Source organism: Pontibacter sp. FD36 (assembly GCF_015686655.1).
Classification (GTDB): domain Bacteria; phylum Bacteroidota; class Bacteroidia; order Cytophagales; family Hymenobacteraceae; genus Pontibacter.
Genome location: NZ_JADPMP010000003.1, coordinates 337,561 through 357,132 on the forward strand (window position 1 = coordinate 337,561; position 19,572 = coordinate 357,132).

At 52.2% G+C, this 19,572-nt stretch carries 13 protein-coding genes; 3 read left to right on the forward strand and 10 right to left on the reverse strand.

Features of this window, described 5'->3' with window-relative positions:
- Positions 1–67: 67 nt before the first annotated feature.
- From I0P70_RS06190 to I0P70_RS21330, 3 genes are read right to left on the reverse strand one after another with little or no spacing between them, the layout of a single operon-like run.
- Positions 68–502 carry a DUF302 domain-containing protein gene (locus I0P70_RS06190; RefSeq protein ID WP_230392022.1) on the reverse strand — a complete coding sequence of 145 codons (435 nt, stop codon included), beginning with the start codon at positions 500–502 and terminating at the stop codon, positions 68–70.
- Between the two features lie 31 nt (positions 503–533).
- Complete coding sequence (locus tag I0P70_RS06195; RefSeq protein ID WP_230392023.1) at positions 534–1,658, reverse strand: acyloxyacyl hydrolase; 1,125 nt, start codon at positions 1,656–1,658, stop codon at positions 534–536.
- 42 nt (positions 1,659–1,700) lie between these two features.
- A complete protein-coding gene (locus tag I0P70_RS21330; protein ID WP_370583181.1) occupies positions 1,701–1,952 on the reverse strand; it encodes a DUF5996 family protein in 252 nt (83 codons plus the stop codon).
- 269 nt (positions 1,953–2,221) lie between these two features.
- Here I0P70_RS21330 and ppk1 point away from each other — a divergent pair, with 269 nt between their 5' ends.
- A complete protein-coding gene (gene ppk1 / locus I0P70_RS06200; RefSeq protein ID WP_007658003.1) occupies positions 2,222–4,327 on the forward strand; it encodes a polyphosphate kinase 1 in 2,106 nt (701 codons plus the stop codon).
- A 254-nt stretch (positions 4,328–4,581) separates the two neighbouring features.
- Here the strand turns inward: ppk1 and I0P70_RS06205 are convergent, their stop codons facing one another.
- Entirely contained in the window at positions 4,582–5,484 is a 903-nt protein-coding gene (locus tag I0P70_RS06205) for a Ppx/GppA phosphatase family protein (protein WP_196115567.1), read from the reverse strand.
- Positions 5,485–5,585: 101 nt separating this feature from the next.
- A complete protein-coding gene (locus tag I0P70_RS06210; protein WP_230392025.1) occupies positions 5,586–6,938 on the reverse strand; it encodes a peptidoglycan DD-metalloendopeptidase family protein in 1,353 nt (450 codons plus the stop codon).
- A gap of 175 nt (positions 6,939–7,113) precedes the next feature.
- Here I0P70_RS06210 and I0P70_RS06215 point away from each other — a divergent pair, with 175 nt between their 5' ends.
- A complete protein-coding gene (locus I0P70_RS06215; protein ID WP_370583182.1) occupies positions 7,114–7,968 on the forward strand; it encodes a murein L,D-transpeptidase catalytic domain family protein in 855 nt (284 codons plus the stop codon).
- On the opposite strand, the gene I0P70_RS06220 is transcribed toward I0P70_RS06215, so the two are convergent.
- From I0P70_RS06220 to treZ, 5 genes are all read right to left on the reverse strand, one after another.
- Positions 7,934–8,506: a thioredoxin family protein gene (locus I0P70_RS06220; protein ID WP_196115569.1), complete on the reverse strand. Its 573-nt coding sequence runs from the start codon at positions 8,504–8,506 to the stop codon at positions 7,934–7,936. The genes I0P70_RS06215 and I0P70_RS06220 overlap by 35 nt on opposite strands.
- A gap of 152 nt (positions 8,507–8,658) precedes the next feature.
- Positions 8,659–10,167: a 4-alpha-glucanotransferase gene (gene malQ / locus I0P70_RS06225; protein ID WP_196115572.1), complete on the reverse strand. Its 1,509-nt coding sequence runs from the start codon at positions 10,165–10,167 to the stop codon at positions 8,659–8,661.
- Positions 10,164–12,887: a malto-oligosyltrehalose synthase gene (gene treY, locus I0P70_RS06230; protein ID WP_196115583.1), complete on the reverse strand. Its 2,724-nt coding sequence runs from the start codon at positions 12,885–12,887 to the stop codon at positions 10,164–10,166. Before treY ends, malQ begins: the two co-directional genes overlap by 4 nt.
- Positions 12,888–12,952: 65 nt before the next feature.
- Complete coding sequence (locus I0P70_RS06235; protein WP_196115592.1) at positions 12,953–15,376, reverse strand: DUF3536 domain-containing protein; 2,424 nt, start codon at positions 15,374–15,376, stop codon at positions 12,953–12,955.
- A gap of 119 nt (positions 15,377–15,495) precedes the next feature.
- Positions 15,496–17,340, reverse strand: a complete 1,845-nt coding sequence (gene treZ, locus I0P70_RS06240; protein ID WP_196115604.1) for a malto-oligosyltrehalose trehalohydrolase — start codon at positions 17,338–17,340, stop codon at positions 15,496–15,498.
- A gap of 209 nt (positions 17,341–17,549) precedes the next feature.
- Here treZ and I0P70_RS06245 point away from each other — a divergent pair, with 209 nt between their 5' ends.
- A complete protein-coding gene (locus I0P70_RS06245; protein ID WP_196115606.1) occupies positions 17,550–19,571 on the forward strand; it encodes an alpha-1,4-glucan--maltose-1-phosphate maltosyltransferase in 2,022 nt (673 codons plus the stop codon).
- The last annotated feature ends 1 nt before the right edge of the window (position 19,572 follow it).

A 19,572-nucleotide genomic window follows, 5' to 3' on the forward strand; every position in this document is an offset into this window, starting at 1 on the left:
TTGATGATTATTCTTTTGTCAGCTTGTATGCTCATGCACATTTAAAACGCTATCAAATGACAGGCATCTACTTGCTTACCACTTCACTCAGTTTCTCAAACACCTTCCCCATTTTATCCAACACAGCTTGCTGATCACTTAGTTTGTAGTCCTGCTGCAGATCGTTCGGATGGCGGTAGCTCAGGTATACCTGGCCTTTTTCATCTTCCCATACCAATAGGCGCAAAGGCAAATCTAAGCCGGCACGCTGATCGGCCTGCATCAGATTAGTGCCTACCAGCGGATTGCCGAAAATAAGCACATGCGTAGGCCGGAGATCCATACCCTTGTCGGCGGCGGCTTTGGCGTGGTCTACTTCCGCTATCAGGTTGATGCCCATTCCCTGTATGGAAGCACGCAGCTTGTTCAGCGTTTCTGCCATACTATAGGCGCTGGGCTTGGTGATCAAATGCTCCGCTTGGGAAGGCTGTGCTATACCTGCACAGGCAGTGCAGATCAACATGAAAAATGCTAATGTAAGGTGCTTCATCTTATTAGAATCTAAAACCGACGCGGGCATCCAGAAAATCCGCCACATGGCGGTGGGCCTTCAGGTTGATGCCGTAAAACATGCGCCCTCCTGTATGGTACTCCAGGCCCCAGCGCTGGTAAACCGGGTCGCGGGCTTTGTATGGAGAGTATACGTATACCCCAAGCTGCTGATTGAACCGGAAACGACCGATGCGCAGTTCGTGCCCCACCAGCAAAGCACCCCGCTGAAAATCACGTCCGTCCTCTTCGTCCTGAAGGTGCTTACGCAAGGTATAGTCTGCTATCCACTCGGCCCCACCAGTTAGCGCACTAATGCGGCCAATAGGTTGGCTCACATAGGCTGCTATACCTAGCAGTGGCAGCTTGCGTGAAGGTTCGTCGTGGCGGTCCTTGCCGGTGCCAAACACGGCTACCAGAAAATTACGCGCCTGCTGCTCCTGCATACTTGCGGACATTTGTCGCTCAGGGAAAGCGGCAGGTCGCAGGGCATAGTTGAGCCCCAGTGTGGCCGAAGGAAAGTTGATGCCCTTGTTCGGTTGCCGCAACCCTCCGTTCGAGATATGCTTGTACGTACCACCCGCCCGCAGCATCCAGCGCTCGCTGAGGCGGTAGTTGCCCATCAGGTTGATCTCGAGCGGAAAACTGATGGCTGTGCTATAAAAGAGATTTTCAGGGTTTGTGTCAGGTTCATAGATGTTGTCCATGTAGGCCAGCCCAGCCCCGAAACGGAAAGACAAACTGAAGCGGCGGTGCGCTGATAGAAAAGGCTCTACATACAGGAGCAAGGTATAAGCATTGCCCAGAATGTCAGGATTGTCAAAGTTGTAATAAGCCAGTGCAGCACCCAACCTGGGGTACCCCTGCAGGTATTGCCAGGCTCGTTCGTTGGTGAAATGCAGACTAATATCTGCCTCTATACCCCAGGGATTGGAACCGGAAATATCTCGAATCTCTCTGGAATGTGGAATGATGAAGCCCGTGTGCCCCGTCAGGCCGATGTTGATCGCCGACCTGGTGGAATCGACTTGCCACGCAGCATTTGCCAGTACAGGCTCACATAGTAGCGACAGTACCATAGCCATGGAGAATAGCAAGCCGGTATGAAAGCGTCTTCCACTGTTCATCATCTTTACAACCTTTTTTTACTGCCTCAAGGCACTTATAACTCTTTAACAGAACGGTTCGCCAGTTTGGCACCTGCCTGGTAGGCACTCTCCAGGAAGTCGGGCAGGGCCCTTCGTGAGTCCTTTCGCGTTCACGTACAGCGTAACATGCCACCAGTGATTAAGCGGGGGCATCAGCGTCAGGGGTAGCTTACCTACGATCTGCAGGCACAACGTGTCCTTTGTGGCCTCCCAACCGGTAAGCATCAGGGGAGGAAGTTCAAACTCGCTGGGATCGGGTATCGGGTTTGTTTGCATAGCTTCTTACAATGGCTCTTGTTTTATACCGGGCGCCTGCTGATTGGTTTTGAGATTCTGGTAAAGATCAGGGTATAGCCGGGCTTTTTTGGTGCCAAGTGATGCTTTTAGAAAACATTTATGCAAGCTTTCGTCAAAAGGCATGACAAATTCACTTACAAAAATTATATTAGCAGTTGGGCATACTTAATCTAATGTCCGTATACCTGCGTCTGTCAGGGAGCCTCTGTTCTCCGACTTGATATGAGGCTCCTTTAATATCTGAAAACATGTTAACCAATAAGGTTTCTGACCAAATAAAGCGAAGTAAATATATTAGCCGCGACCTGAGCTGGCTGCGTTTTAACTACCGTGTGCTTGACCAGGCCCGCGACACCAGCCGCACCATTTTCGACCGGCTCAAGTTTATGGCCATCACGGCTTCCAACCTCGATGAGTTCTTCATGATCCGGGTAGGCAGCTTATATAACTACATCGATTACGGCAAAGAGCGACTCGACTACTCTGGCTTGCGCGAACTCCCTTTCCGTAAGAAATTGCTTGACTACGCGCACCGCTTTGTCAACGATCAGTACCTGACATTCAACAACGAACTCACCGAGCTATTTGACAAAAGCGGTTTTGACATACTCAAGGTGGGTGACCTGACCGAGATCGAGCAGAAGAAGGTGGACAGCTATTTCAAGAACACGATCTACCCGCTGCTTACGCCCATGGTGTTCGATAATTACCACGGCTTTCCACTGCTCATGAACCAGCTGCTGACCTTTGGTGTGGTGACCCGCACCACCGAGGAGCAGAAGGCGCAGGACCGCGTGACCTTTGTGCAGATACCCCAGAACCTGGCCCGTTTTTACGAGATCAACCGCAAGGACAAGATCATTTTCGTGCCGATTGAGGAGATCATCCGCTGGAAAATCAAAAAGCTGTTCCGTAACGTGGAGATCGTGTCGGCGAACCTCTTCCGAATAACCCGAAACGGAGATTTTACATTGGAGGAGTCTGACGATATCGAAGCTGACTTTGTACAGGAGATCAAGTCGAAGCTGAAGACGCGCAAAAAAGGACGTGTGGTGCGCCTGGAGATTGAGCGCAATCCGTCTGCCTTTATGATGAAGGTGCTGAAGGAGCGCTGGACCATCGACAATGCCAACGTTTTCACGATTACGAGCATGATCGATCTGCGCGGTCTGTGGCAGATCATCAACCACCGGCAGTTCAAAGACAAAGGTTTTAAGCAACCTGCATCCGTAACGCCGCTTAGCCTTCCGGCCGAGTCGGTAGACATGTTCCAATATCTGAAAGAGCATGACGTACTGCTGCACCATCCTTACAATAACATGGAGCCAGTGGTACAGTTGCTGGAGCGTGCCGCAGAAGACCCCTATGTTCTGGGCATCAAGCAGACGATTTACCGATTGGCGGATCAGTCACGTGTGACGGCTGCTCTGCTGAAAGCCGCTGAAAACGGCAAGCACGTATCGGTGTTGTTTGAGGTGAAGGCCCGCTTTGATGAGGAGCGAAACCTGCGCGAGGGTGAGCGTCTGGAAAAGGCTGGCTGTTTTGTGATCTACGGCATCAGCAAGTATAAGACGCACACCAAAATGCTTATGATCATCCGGAAGGAAGGGGAGAAGGTGACGCGCTATGTGCACATCGGAAGCGGTAACTACAATGAGCAGACCGCCCGCCTGTATACGGACGTGAGTTTGCTGACGACCAACGATGTGTATGCGCATGACGTGTCGGAGTTTTTCAATGTAATAACCGGTCACTCTCGACCAAACGAGTATAAGTACCTGCTCACTTCGCCTAAGTCCATGCGCCAGCAACTGATCGAGCTGATTCGCCATGAAGCACGCAATGCCAAGAAAGGTCTGAAGAGCGGGATTGTGATCAAGATCAACTCGCTGGAAGACAAGGAGGTGATAGATGAATTTTACAAAGCTTCCAAGGCAGGTGTTCCGATTAAGCTTATCGTGCGCGGCATCTGCTGTTTACGCCCGGGCCGTGAAGACCTGAGCGAGAATATTTCAGTGAAGTCGATTGTAGGAGAGTACCTAGAGCATAGCCGCATCTATTACTTCCACAACAACGGTGACCCGAAGGTATACGGAGGCAGTGCCGACGTTATGGTGCGCAGTTTTGACCGCCGAATCGAAGCGCTTTTCCTGATCGTGAATGAGGAGCTGAAAAAAGAGGCGATTAATATTTTGTACTACAACCTGCTCGACAACCAGAACTCCTACATCATGCGCGAAGACGGGACCTATTCCCGTAAAAAGCCCGCCGCCAACGAAGAAATCGTTGATGTGCACAAACTGTTCTACAAGAAGGTGTTCGAGGAAACAACGCAGGAAGTAGAGTTAGTATAAAACCAGGTTTTATCTTCTTCTAAAAACAAAAACGGGAATGGCGCATGATGATCATGCGCCATTCCCGTTTTTTATAAAAGCCTCGCACGGCCAAGGCATACCGCACCCGCCGCACAGGCGAAACTATAGAACAAGCCACGTTGCTATACCTGCAACAGCCACTGCTAAACCTATACCTGGGCCAGAATCCCCATCATAGTAATCACGAGCGAGGACGCTCGCGGCATAGCATATACCCGTCGGAAAGGCGAAAACTACCTGCTGATCTGACTGATCACAAACCGCTCCTGATGATGCTGTTCGTACAAAGCGTGAATCATTCCATCTTTGAGGCCGACGGCAGGCACGAGCATGCTTTCAAGCTTGGCCCACTTCATGGCGGACAGGTATATCTCAGCGGCAGGGAGGATTACGTCGGCGCGGTCGGGGTTGAGGAGGAGCTCCGTAATGCGCTGCTCCATCGTCATGGCCGCTACCCGCTGTGTGATCTCTTCGATCTGCTTGCGGAAAATCGCCTTGCCCACTGCTTTGCCTGACAGATCAAAGATCTTGTTGATGTTGCCGCCTGTGCCAATGGCGCGGGTAAGGTGATATTTTTTGGCATTCTCTTCAATCCACACCCGCATGTTATTCCAAAGCTCCTGTGAGTCCACGCCGTGCATGTGCCGGATGGAGCCCTGTTCAAAAGATTGAGAAGCCATCTTCTCCCGGTTCACATAGATGTTGAACTCGGTGCTACCGCCACCTACATCAATGTGCAGGTAATTGCGATCGTCCAGAAAGTTCACGATGACTTTGTTGATCAGGTCGGCTTCGGCTACCCCGTCGATCACCTGAATGTTCATGCCGATGGCCTGATACACACGGTCCAGAATTTCAGGGGCATTCTGGGAGGTACGCATAGCAGAGGTGGCGCACACCATGTAGTGGTCCACGTCGTGCACGTCGAGTAGCAGCTGAAAAGCGTGCAGTAGCTTAATGAATTTCTGAATTTTGTGCTCGCTGATAAAACCGGCATTGAACACATCCTCTCCAAATCGGATGGCGTAGCGGATATATTCAACTCTTTTAAAAATTACGTTTCCATTCTGATTCAGAACGTTGGATATCTGGCACCTCACCGCGTTCGAACCGATATCAATAGCAGCTAACTTCAAAAATTATCCGGTTAAGAGCGTACAACATGCTTTACTAAGCCAAATATAGGTATAAATGCTGTACGCAGAAAGTATTGGTGCTACCAATTAAACCAGCAATTTTACTCAGCAGACTGCACCCAGCCGAGTCTGCCGTCCGGCTGTCGTACGAGGTCAAACTGCCCGTTCACGGCTACTACAGGTATAGCAGCGCCTGCCGGCAGGCTGTCCATTTGCCCGGCTTCGGGGTGTGCGTCATCCAGCAGCGGACGCTCCTGTGCGAGTTTCTTTACCGTAATCGGTTTAGCTATACCTTCCACCAGCGAACTGATGATATACGCTTCTGACTGGTCGGGCAGGCGAACGCGGTACCAGTTGTTTGCGGCGCCCACCACCTGGAGCGGTGTGTGTTTGCTGAGGGAGGTATGGAGCGTTGCTTTAGCAGAGGGCTCCTTACGTACATTGGCCATTTTGGACGACACCCTTACCCAGTTGCCGATCTGCGTAGCATCTACTTTTACGGTAGGTATAGGGGCTGGAGACTGATGCACGTAAGGGTAGGGGTTGGTAGCGCCACGGCCATAGCGATAAATGCCAAAGTGCAGGTGCGGGCCGGTTCCCCTGGCATTGCCAGTGTTGCCGACCAGTCCGAGCGTGTCGCCTACACTGACGCGCTGTCCGGCTGTCACCAGCTGCTGGTCAAGGTGCGCATAATATAAGTTCTGTCCACGATTCATATCCGAAAGCCAGATCACCTTGCCGCCTCGTGGTGTTTCGTTTACCCGCGACACCACACCGTCTACCGAGGCGATGACGGGTGTACCGCGGGGTGCGAAAATATCAATGCCTTCGTGGCTGCGAGCGCCTGCATCCCGTGGGTCACCCCAGATACTGGCGATGTGGCGGCTTGATTTACCAGGTATAGGAAAAGCCAGGGTAGGCTGTGCCTGTATGGTGATGGTATACGTGCCGCCGCGCAGCAACTCCGGCTGCACACGCAGCAGGTGCGCCATGTCCTCATCTACCACATAAGTCAAAGTAGTTGCTGTGGTATCAGCGTGAGCAAGCTGCTTGGGAGCTCTGGCCGTGTCGGTGCTGGCTTCAAACAGATCCATGAAAACCTGCATGCTCTCTCGTGCTTTCATCTCCAGGCTCACTACCAGTTTCTCGCCACGTTTGGCTTCTACTCTGTAACCGAGCGCGCGGGGTTTGTCAGCCGGAAAGTAGCCGGTTTCTTTAAAAGGCAACGTAACTGGGGTAGGTGTTTGCAAGGCAGTTTGCCCTGCCTCCAGCCAGTCCTGCCCTACAGCAGTCTGATCAAGTTTGGCGCTCTTCAGAGATGAGACATAGGCCTCGTAAGGCGTCTCTTTTTTGAACACGCCACGCAGCGTTTCCCGGCTTCCGCAGCTGGAGAGGAAGAGGGTAATGAGTAAGAAGTATAAGAGAGAAGAATAGCTTATCGGCTTTCTGTTCATGCTTGGTTTCGTTTCCGGATTTCAGATGTGTATCCCTTTCTATACAAATATGATACCTGATTTGATTCCTTTTGATTGATATAGAATGATTTAAGCGCAATGTTGTACCTTTTGGACAAATCTGAACAGAGCCTGAGCAGGTACGTAAAAACAGGTGTACCAATGGGAAAGGATCGTGAGAACGAACGTCAGAAAGAAAAGTATCAAAGAACGGTGGCGCAACCGTAGGAAGCGAATGGGTAAACGGCTGTTGCCTCTCTTTGCGCCGCTCATACTATCGCCCTCCGCTTCCATAGGGGCTGGTAAATATGTATCTATCAACCATAAGTTGAAGCCTAATGTAACAGCATTGTCTGTCATGCGCTTTGAGCAGGTATCCTTTGACCTCTACACTCAAATGAACCTGAGTGCATCGGACCTTAACTATGATGTGTTTAACAATGCCTTGATGGGATATTACGGCATGTACAACGAAGGGCGTCTGTCAGATAAAGGCATCCTGACCATAGTAGACTTCACGAAACCCTCCAGCGAAAAACGGCTCTGGGTGCTTGACCTGAACAACCGGCAGGTGCTTAGCAACACGTATGTAGCGCATGGCAGAGGCTCAGGCGAAGTGATGGCGCAGGCATTCTCCAACGAGCACAAGTCGTTTATGAGCAGCGTGGGCTTTTACGTGACCGATGAGGTATACTATGGCAAGCACGGCAAGTCGCTGCGGCTCGATGGACTGGATGAAGCCCATAACTCCAATGCCCGTGACCGTGCTGTGGTGATGCACGGCGCTGAGTATGCCACCGAAGACTTTATGAACAAATACGGCAGACTGGGCCGCAGCCTGGGATGCCCGGCGGTGCCACTGGGAGAGCACGAAAGCATAATCGATGCAGTAAAAGGCAAGACAGCCCTATACATCCACTCGGGTGACCTGACCTATACCTCGCACTACCTGGACAATGCCAACGCTGTGGCGGGCTATATGGCCAGCACGCAGCCTACCCAGCTTCCGCCAGCGGAGTTTTCCATTTAATGCCACAGCCTATACCTGGTTTCTGGTCAGCACTTACCTGATCACCGGCCAGCAAGGCATCAAGCGCCTGTCGCAGGTCCTGTCCTGTTACGGGCGTTTCGCTTTTAGGGCGTGCGTCATCAAACTGCCCATGGTAGGCCAGGCGCATGTTGCGGTCGAACACAAAGAACTCCGGTGTGCATACTGCCTGGTAAGCGCGGGCCACTTGCTGGGTCTGGTCATACAGGTATGGAAAAGGAAAGCTTTTCTCGCCGGCCAATTCCCGCATCTGCAGCGGACCATCCTGCGGATAATTCACCGCATCGTTTGCACTGATTCCCACAAAGCTCACGCCTTTCTGCTGATACTCGTTGGCTACCTGCACCAGTTCGTCCAGTATAAGCTGTACGTAAGGGCAGTGGTTGCACAGAAACATGACGACAGTGGCTTTGTTGGAAACCATATCCTCTAAACAGATTAGCTTATCGGAAACCGTGTCGAGCAGGGCAAAGTTGGGTGCTACAGTGCCCAGTGGTAATGCTGTGGAAGCTAATGGCATAATGCTGTAGATTAGGTGAGAGAATCTTTCGGGCTGTACCTGAAAGCTGAATCAATGTAAGGTTTTTGGGAGAAATAAAAAAGAAAAAGGTGCTAATTACACAACAGTTTTCCTCTGGGTAATTAGCACCTGGTTTCGATCTTCTAGTAGATTTACCTACCGTATAATTCCACTTCCTTTCTCAAGCGCTGCGCCACCGTTTTAGTAAACTGCCCCGGCTGCAGGCGCCACTGCCAGTTACCCTTGGCAGTAGAGGGTTTGTTCATGATCGCTTCTTTACCCAAGCCCAGTACATCCTGGATGGGCAGTACCACAAGCTGCGCCACCGACATGTAGGCCAGTCGTGCCATCACATCACTTACATTCTCTTTTGACAGGCGCTGTGCGCTATAGTCGCTCAGGCGCTTCTTATCGTCTCGGCTGGCGTCCTGCTCATACCAGGCCCGTACGGTGCTGTTGTCGTGTGTACCGGTGTATACAATGCATTGCTTTATGTGGTGGTGCGGGGCATAAATGCTCTCCGGCAGGTCTTCGCCAAAGGCAAAGAGCAGCACCCGCATGCCCGGCAGATCAAACTGGCTCATCAGGTCACGTACAGGCTGGTCTATCTCCCCCAAGTCCTCAGCAATGATGGGCATAGCAGGGAATTTTTTTCGAACCACATCCAGCAGTTCAGCTCCCGGCGTATTCACCCATTTGCCGTTGATGGCGGTTTTCTCGTCGGCGGGTACTTCCCAGTAAGCAGAGAAAGCCCTGAAATGGTCGAGGCGCAGCAAGCCGAAGAGCTCCAGGTTGTGGGCGATACGCTGCAGCCACCAGTCGAAGTTTTGGTCCTGCAATTTCTTCCAGTCAAATACAGGCGTGCCCCAGAGCTGTCCTGTTTCGCTGAAGTAGTCCGGTGGCACACCCGATACAGCCGTGGGCATACCGGCCCGGTCCAGTTTGAAGATGTGCGGATGTGCCCAAACGTCAGCGCTGTCGTGGCTAACATAAAAGGGCATGTCGCCGATGAAGGTGATCTCCTTGGTGGTGCAATAGGCCTTGAGGGCTTCCCACTGCCGGTAGAACAGGAACTGGAAAAAAGCCTCCCGCTCCATTTCCACGGCGAGCTCTGCGGTAAGCGCTTCCATAGCATGATCCTGCCTTGTTTTTACTTTTTCAGGCCATTCAACCCAGGGTTTGCCGTTATAATAATGCTTGAGTGCCACAAAACAGGTAAAGTCGGAAAGCCATTCTTTGTGCGTTTCCTGAAACCGGATAAAGGCGCTTTTGAGTTTGCTTGCCTTACCATCTTTGTAATTGTCATATGCCTGTCGCAGCAGCTTCACTTTATAGTCTGCTACTTTCGGGTAGTTCACTTTGGCCTTATCGAATCCACCTCCAGCCCGAATGTCTTTCTTGTCCAGCAGCCCATCTTCCACCAACCGCTCCGGACTGATCAGCAAAGGATTGCCCGCAAAAGCGGAGTGGCTGCTGTAGGGTGAGTTACCAGAGCCAATCTCGGTCGGGTTGAGCGGTAATATTTGCCAGTAGCGCTGACCACCCTCAGACAACAGGTCGGCAAACTTGTAGGCCTCCGAGCCCAGGTCGCCGATGCCATAAGCTGATGGGAGCGATGTGATGTGGAGCAGAATACCACTGCTTCGTTTAGGTATGATCATGCGTTTGTGGATGTTAAAAGTGCTACCGGGAAAGACTTGAAAATTTCAGCTAATGGTATAGCCTGCTTCGCTTGTACGGTATGCCCGCCAAATAGCTGTCGCCAGCTTTGCGGAGCCCCGGCAGGCAACTCGACCACCGTGTCGCCCCATACCTGCTCGCCCAATGGCAATACGTTTTCGGTGATGATACCTGTAAGCAGACGCGGCACCACTACGATGCACCAGTTGTTTCCGTCGTGGCGGGCAAAGGCCATGGCATGTCGGCTGTGCTGGCCTTTTAACTTTAGCGGGGTATAATCACCCTTGTCGAAAAGCGATTTTAGCTCCTTGCGAAGATGGAGCACCTGGTGCAACAGGTATAGCTTCACGCGGGCGTCAGTTGGTGTTGACAGAATTTGCTGAAGTAAGTCCTGCGATTTTTCATTTGTCTTTATTTCCTGCAAAAACTGCTGACGCTGCTCGTAGTCCACGGGGCGGCGATTGTCCGGGTCTACCAGACTGAAGTCCCAGAGTTCGCAGCCCTGGTATACATCGGGCACGCCCGGGCAGGTGGTTTTGAGCAGCGTCTGGCACAAAGAGTACAGCCAGCCAAAATGCGCCGCCTTCCGGAAAAAGGGCATAAATGAAGCCATAAAAGACTCGTCTTCTTGCAGCAGTTGCTGCACCAGATTTTTGACTCCAGTTTCATAGTCCTCGTTTGGTTCCGACCAGTTCGTGTTGACCTTAGCCTCCCGGAAAGCCTTCACCAGATATTCCTGCACCCGCTCTACCAGCGTATCATCTACCTTGCCGTCGATCGGCATCACGCCCAGCAGGGTTTGCAGGATAAAGTAAAGGTCGTTTTCTGTAGGGGCACCGGACTTGCTATGCTGCCGTGCCAGTTGCATCCAAGCTTTGGCATTTTTCTCCCACTCCTCAGGTATTTCACTCAACACCTGCAGGCGCATGCGGGAGCCTTCGCCGCGTTTGGTGTCGTGCGTGGCCGTGGCGTTGATGGAGTGCGGATAGGTTTTCATGCGGTACTGCATGCGCTCATGGAAATCGCGGCGGTCGAGGTTGAACACATCCGGACTATTGCCCACTTCGTTGAGTGCCAGCAGGCGGTTGTAGTTGTAGAAGGTGGTATCTTCCACACCCTTGGCCGCCAGCGGACCTGTAAACTGTTGGCTACGCATCACAAAGTATAGCTTATTGCGTTTTTGCTCTTCGCTATCCTGTTCATCTGACTCGAACAAAGTACGCAGATGGTTCAGCTCAGTCTTTACTTCAGGTGCTTTTTCATGCGCATTGGCAAAAGCCTTGTCCACCACTTCCATGGCCTCGGGCGGCAGTGGGAAAGTGTGGCCGTAGATGCGGTATACCGGGAAGGAGGCCAGCAAAATAGCCAGAGCATGGTGCCAGTTTTTATCTTCTGTAGAAGCAGGGATAAGTTCACAATCACGAAGCAGACGCAGCAGGTTTTGCAGCTCGCCCTGCATGTAGTTTTCGAGTATCAGCAGCTTCTTTTCGTACACCAGTTTCTCGTAGTCGAGTGGGGCGTCGGGCACCAGGCGGTGGTAGATGTCGGTAAGTTTTTTCTCACCTTCAGCGTCGGTATAGAGGTTGCTCACCCAAGCCAGAAAATCATAGCCGCTGTTGCCCTCAATTGGCCAGTAGTCCGGCATGTTTTCTTCCCCTTCCAGAATCTTCTCCACCACCAGGTATACCTGTTCGCCTGCCAGTTCGCGAAGTCGCTCCAGGTAGATATCCGGGTCGAAAAGGCCATCGACATGATCTACGCGCAATCCCTGCACCAGCTGTCTCATGCAGAGTTCTTTGATGAACTGGTGGTAGTGATGAAACACCTCCTCCCGTTCCATGGCCGTGCAGATCAGGTCGTTGACAGTGAAGAAGCGGCGGTAATTGATGCGCTTCTCGGTTTCCTGCCAGTGACTCAGAATGTAGTATTGTTGTTGCAGTAGCTCCTTCAGGGCCGTCTTGTCATCATTTATACCTTGCAGTACATTGGCTATACCTTGCTTTATCTCTGCATGATCCTGCGCAGACTGATGGAGTGACTGCTTCGCCTGCTGCCAGTCGTTTGCCTCCAGCCTGTCATGTGACATCAGCCCCTCTAGTTTTTGCACCTGCTCAGTTAGTGTGGTGCTGGTCTCTGAGGACTTGAGCTTCTCAGCAGCGCGCCCTAGCAGGAAGGTATAGCTGTCGATGCTGACCGGGTAACTATTATCGAAGTAGTTCACATGGAAGCCGTGTTCATCGAAGCTGACCTTAAGCTGACCCTGCTTAATTACCTCCTCCAGGGACTCCCCCAGGAAGGGTACCATCAGTTGCCCCTTGAAGTCGGGATGGTTGAAGTTGACATCGAAGAAGGTATAGAAACGCGACTTCTGGCCTTTCTCCAGCACATCCATCAGCCAGGCATTGTTCGGGTGGAAGGCCATGTGATTCGGGACAATATCCTGCAGCCAACCCATGCCATGTGCTTTCAATTCATCGGCGATCTCCTGCAGCTCCTCCATGGTGCCTACGTCAGGGTTGAGTTGGTGGGGATCCGTCACGTCATAGCCGTGCTCACTGCCGGGGCGGGCCGTGAAAAAAGGCGCAGCATAGATGGTGCTGATGCCTAGGTCCCGCAGGTAGGGGAGTATGTTTTTCAGGTCCTTCAGTTTAAACTTCGGGGACAGTTGTAATCTGTATGTCGAGGAAGGTATGTATACCATGTTGTTTTCTTTTTAGCTGTATAGGGAAAGGGATCTTAGTGGACAAAGTCTGCGAGCTGTCTGCTTCATATTTTCAGATTCAGACTTTTATACAACTCTTCGAACTGCTTGCACCAGGCATCGGCTTTTTCGTTTTTTTCATCCTGCTTTTTGCGGTTAGTTTCATAGGTGGTTTGTCGCATCTTGAAAGCGATGTTCTGCGACTGCCAATACTCCGGCTGCAGACTGGAGCCGTTGATGACCGTCAGGAGTTCTGTCAGGTATAGCATGTGCTCCGTGTCATCAGGTTTTTCCTCCAAGTAGTGCATCGCTTCTTCTACATGGATAGTAGCCGCATAATTAACCGCTTCCTCGTCCAGTTTCACACCCATGCGATCGACTTCTTTCAGCAGTTTAAGCACCGTATCCACATCCACCCGCTCGGCCATCAGGGCTTCGAGCAGACGACTTGTTACAATATAGTCCACTGTGATTTGCAGTGGCCGCGGCAGGTTCATGTCCACGTTTTTGATGGCAGCCATCAGCGGATAGTTGTTGTCGTATACCTGCTGAAAGTCGTGCTCCAGCGATCGCATGGTTTGCTCCAGTACCTGGTCCAGAATCTTCTTCTGGTCGTTGCGGAACAAGTGCCAGAACGAGTAGTTGTGTGACTCGAAGTGCTTGTCGAGCAGCATGATTACTTCCGTGATATTCCCTTTGTCGAAGGCCGAACTGAGTTCGTGGTGCAGGGTGGCAAAAGCATCCGGACTTACGAATTTGCGCACGCCCCCGAATAACTGATGATCACCAATGTGTAGCACGCCAAACGATACGTCTACTTCCTCCCAGGTGATGGTGGAGCGGATAAAGGCTTTGCCAATAGCCAGCCGCTGCCGGCCAGCCTCCAGCATTTCGTAATACTCCGATGTCGCCTTGTAACTATAAAGCGGCAATTCCTCAGGCGAGTCAGCAAAAAGGGACGACACGGCATAGTGGGCACCCACCCGCAACAGGTCCAGTTGGGTAGGCTGCACTATTTTGTAGTAAGCTTTGGAGGCGTCGCCGTACTCCTTGTTATTGCTCTTGGCCCTCCTCAGAAATTCCACAAATTTCGTCTCGTAATCTTCTCCGCTCAGGTCCTTGGCCAGTTGCAGGGCGCGGGTTGCATACAGAATGTCCTGCATGGTTTCGATGCCGGTCACTTCATCAAAGAACCAACCGCAACTGGTGTACATCAGCATGGCATGGTACTGCATTTCGAGCAGTTTTAGGAACTTGATCTGTTCCCCTTTGCTCAGTTCCCTGTTGGTCTGTGAGTGAATGAACTCCCGCACATGGTCCTCGTCCCGGTCCATGATCACCTGGATGTAATTATTGCGGGTTTGCCACGGATCGGCTCCCAACTGGCGCATTTCCTGCTCGTACAGTGGCTCCAACTGATCGCGCACCCAGTCGAAAGCTTCACGCACAGGAGCCCGCCAGGCCTGATTCCAGTCGTCGTGTCCGCCGGTGTGGCAACCGCAGTCGCTGCGCCAGCGCTCCACACCGTGCATGCAGCTCCAGGAGGTGTTCTCGATGATCTCAGCTTCATACTTGGGTGGGTATAGCTCCAGGTATTCTCCGTAAATTGTGATCTTGGCCAGCTCTTCCTGCTCAATGTGGTGCAGGGCGTAGGAGAGGGCCATTTCGCCGAAGCGGTGGTGGTGGCCGTAGGTTTCGCCGTCGGTAGCGATGTGCATCAGCTGCGGATCTTTGCTGTGCTCGTCGAAAGTGGTGGTGAGGCGGTGCGCAAACTTCTCGCCGCTCTCCAGCAAGCCTTCAAAAGCAATGGCCTGCGACACAGGCGCGTCATAAAAAAACAAGGCAATGGTACGGCCCGAAGGCAACGTACACCGGTACGGCCTCTTGGGATCTATTTTGGCGCCTGTGGCATTATGCCATTCTTTCTCGTCAATCTTGCGGTAGCGTTTGGCCTGGTAGGGGGAGAGGATCGTGAACTTGATGCCGTGCTCGGCCAGCACTTCCAGGGTGTCGGTATTCGCGGCCGTCTCGCCCAACCACATGCCCTCCGGGTCTCGACCGAAGCGCTTCCGAAAATCGTATATTCCCCAAACTACCTGCGTGTGCTGGTCGCGGGCATTGGCCAGCGGCATGATCATGTGGTTGTATACCTGTCCGATAGCGGACCCGTGTCCCGAAAAGCGCTTCTGACTTTCCTTGTCGGCATCGAGAATGGACTGGTAAATATCCGGCGCTTTTTTCTCCATCCACTCCAGCAGGGTCGGACCGAAGTTAAAGCTCATGCGAGCGTAGTTGTTCATGATATCCACGATCTGCCCCTTGCCGTTCTGGATGCGTGAAGCCGAGTTACGGGCATAGCATTCAGCCGTGATGCGCTCGTTCCAGTCGTGAAAAGGGTGCGCCGACTCCTGTAATTCCACCTCGTTAAGCCAGGGATTCTCGCGCGGGGGCTGGTAGAAGTGTCCGTGAATGCAGATATACTTGTTCATAATAGTGTCTTAAGACAAAAGAATTTCAGACGATGGGCAAAGACTGGCAGGTATAGCAGATTGTGCCGGAACATTTTTGATCCGTTCGATGGCTATACCTGCAGTGCTCAGGTCTCTTTTCATAAAATGATGTTGCTTTGGTATACGGTGACGGAAGCCGCAGGCAGTTCTATTTCCTGTCCTGCGCTGAGTTCACGTGACAGGTCTTTATCTGCCCCGCCATACCTGCTTTCATCAGAACCCAGTACCAGCTTCCACGAAGCTCCCACCTCTTTTACTACATTGGTTTTTTGTGGTTGATTACTTATGTTAAATAAAGCATACAGGTACGGACTTTCACCGGAGTGGATTAGGTGTAGCACATGAGTATGGCTGTCGGCCGAAACATGGAGTCTGGTCTTGTCAGGTCGTGCCAAAGCAAGGGCGGACTTGCGGAGCTGAATAAGGGCTTTGTAGAAGTCCCGCAGTTGGCGGTGCTTTTCACTGTGCTCGTAGCTGCGCTGCAGTTTCGATTGGTTGAAGGTCTCTTCTGACTGCGGATCCGGTGCTTCGCCTTGCCAGGAAAAAGAAGAGAACTCTTCTTTGCGGCCTTTGCGCACGGCCTCTACCAGGTCTTTGTCAGAATGGCTCACAAAGTATAGGAAAGGATTTTCTTCGCCATATTCTTCACCCATAAACAGCATAGGCGTGAAAGGGGAGAGCAAAACCAATCCTGCTGCCACCTTAAGCATGTCGTAGGAAATCAGCTTCGTCAGGCGCTCGCCGAGCATACGGTTGCCCACTTGGTCGTGGTTCTGAGAGCAGACTACGAACTGAAGTGCTGGGTTTGCGGTGGCGTCACTGCCGAAGGTACGCTTGCGGTGCTCGGAGTAAAGCCCGTCATAAACAAAGCCATGCTGCAGCACTTTCTGCAGTTGCTCCAGCTTTCCGAAATCGCTGTAATAGCCGGAGTCTTCTCCCGTGAGCAGAGCATGCACTGCATGGTGAAAATCATCGCTCCACTGCGCTGCCAGTCCAAAGCCTCCTTTCTCTGTCGGGTTGATGATGCGCACATCGTTCAGATCGCTTTCAGCAATCAGGATGAAGTGGCGTCCCAGTTGTTTTTCCAGGTGCTCTACCTGTTCCTGCAAATCTTGCAAAAAGTGCTTCGCGCCTGTGTCCAAAATGGCATGGACAGCATCGAGGCGTAGGGCGTCGATATGATAATCACGCAGCCATAGCAGGGCATTCTGGATAAAGAAGTTGCGCACATGGTCGCTGTGGGCGTCGTCGAAATTGAGCGCCTTGCCCCAGGGTGTATTATACTTGTCAGTAAAGTAAGGGCCGAACTCATTGAGGTAATTGCCCTCAGGGCCAAGGTGATTATACACCACATCCAGCACCACGGCTATACCTGCAGCATGGCAGGCGTCTACCAGTTTTTTCAGACCTTCCGGTCCGCCGTAGCCCTCCTGCACTGCCGAAGGGTACACGCCATCGTAGCCCCAGTTGCGGCCTCCCGGAAAAGCAGCCACTGGCATGATTTCAATCGCTGTTATACCTAAGTCCACCAACTCAGGAAGTTTGTCAATGACACCCTGGAAAGTACCCTCCTCTGAAAAAGTACCCACATGCAGTTCATACACAATGTACTGCTCCAGCGGCAGCGGTTTCCAGTTTTTGTCGGTCCACCCAAAGGAGGTATGGTCTACTACGGCTGAGGGTTCATGCACGCCGTCGGGCTGAAAGTGGGAGGCAGGGTCGGGGCGCTCCATCTCTTCGTCAAGCTGGAAGGTATAGCGTGCGCCGGGGCCAGTCTCTTCGCTCAGGGCTGTCCAGTAACCGAAGGCTTCACGCTGCAGTGGTATTATGTTATCGTTATCTTTTAACACTACGTCCACCTGCGCGGCGGCCGGGGCCCATACTGTAAACAACGTACCCTTGCCTGGTGTATAATGTGCTCCTATCTCTCGTGTTATGCTCATATAGTATCCTTTTACGCCTGATTTCTAACTGGCATATACGGCATTAGGTTGTTCTTTTTTGAGCAATTGAATCTTTTATGATTCCAAAGTTGTCCCCTGCACCGCTTAACATAGGCTATAGGTGCTCTGCTGCAGACTCACCCGAAACCTATTGCGCGCGCATGCAGTACCTATTAGCTATTCTATATCAAATCAGGAAAAAAGCATACATGGAAGCATTGGAAGGAACCAAAAGGGTTGTCATCGAGAACGTGAAACCGCAGGTAAACTGTGGGCAGTATCCAATCAAGCGCACTGTGGGAGAAGAAGTCGAAGTGACGGCAGATGTGTTTGGAGACGGCCATGACGAGGTAAAAGCTGTATTGCTCTACCGGCATTCCAAAAAGAAAAAGTGGAACGAAGTGCCGATGACTTTCCTGGGCAACGACCGCTGGCAAGTGACTTTCACACCCGATAGCATGGGCACTTTTGAGTATACCCTGCAGGGCTGGGTGGATCATTTCTATACCTGGCAGAAGGGGCTCAAGAAGAAGTTTGAAGCGAATCAGGATATTACGGTCGAGCTGCAGATAGGCGCCCAGCTATTAGAAGAATCTGCCGCTACCGCCAAACCCGGTCAGCAGAAGCGATTGCGCAAGTGGGCCGAGCACCTGAACAAGCCGGGTTCTATTGCCGACGCGGTGGCACTGGCTACAGGCGAAGACGTATCGGACCTGATGCACGCCTGCTGTGATCGCCAGAACGTAACGACCTATCACAAAATACTGACAGTGGAAGTGGAGCGACAGAAAGCGCTTTTCAGTGCCTGGTACGAATTCTTTCCGCGCTCCGCTGCACAAGAGGCAGGTCGCCATGGCACCTTCCAGGACTGCGAGCGCCTGCTACCGCGCATCGCCGAAATGGGCTTCGACACGATCTATCTGCCGCCGATCCACCCGATCGGCTACGCTTTCCGCAAAGGTAAAAATAACTCCGTAACATCTGAACCGGGAGAACCTGGCTCACCATGGGCGATCGGGGCTGAGACAGGCGGTCATAAGTCCATCCTGCCGGAACTGGGAAGCCTAGACGAATTCAGAAGCTTTGTGCAGGCTGCCCGTGAGCACGGCATCGAAGTAGCGCTGGATTTTGCCATTCAGTGCTCGCCTGACCATCCTTATGTAAAGGAGCATCCGCAGTGGTTTAAATGGCGCCCCGATGGTACGGTGCAGTACGCCGAAAACCCGCCTAAGAAATACCAGGACGTACTGCCGGTGAACTTCGAAACTGAAGACTGGCAGAACCTGTGGCGCGAACTCAAAAGCATTGTCACGCATTGGATCGAACAGGGCGTCTACGTTTTCCGCGTCGATAACCCGCACACCAAGCCATTCGGATTTTGGGAGTGGCTGATTCGGGAAGTACGCCAGCAGTATCCGCAGGTGATTTTCCTGGCAGAGGCCTTTACCCGTCCGCGTGTGATGGAACGGCTCGGTAAGATCGGTTTCACACAGTCCTATACCTACTTCACATGGCGCAACACAGCCGCCGAGATAAAAGAGTACATGCGTGAACTCACGCAAACCGAGATGCGCGACTTCTACCGCCCTAACTTCTGGCCAAACACTCCGGACATCCTGCCACATGAATTGCAGTCGGGTGGTGAGCCTGCGCACATTACCCGTGTGGTGCTGGCGGCTACGCTATCATCCAATTATGGAATGTACGGACCAGTTTATGAGTTCGGCATCAACACGCCGGTGCAGGGCAAAGAAGAGTACTGGGATTCGGAGAAATATGAAGTCATGCACTGGGACTGGGGCCGCCTCACAAAAATAAGAGAAGTCATCACCAAGATAAACAAGATACGGCAGGTCAATCCGGCGCTGCAAACCACCTGGAACATTGCCTTCGGCGATACCGACAACCCGCAGCTCCTGTGCTATGTTAAGTGGGACAGCAGCTACCGCAATAAAATGTTGATGGTGGTGAACCTGGATCCGCACCACACGCAGGCGGGTTGGGTACAGGTGCCCTTGCACGTCCTCAAAATGGACAGCAACCAGCAGTACATGGTGCACGACCTGATGACCGAACACAAATATACCTGGAACAGCGAGTGGAATTACGTGGAGCTCCGTCCGCACGAAATGCCTGTGCACGTCTTCCGAATCGAATCCGCTACCCCGGGAATGGGCCACGACAGTCTGGACGATACCTGGCTGCCCGATGACCATAGCAAACACGAATAAA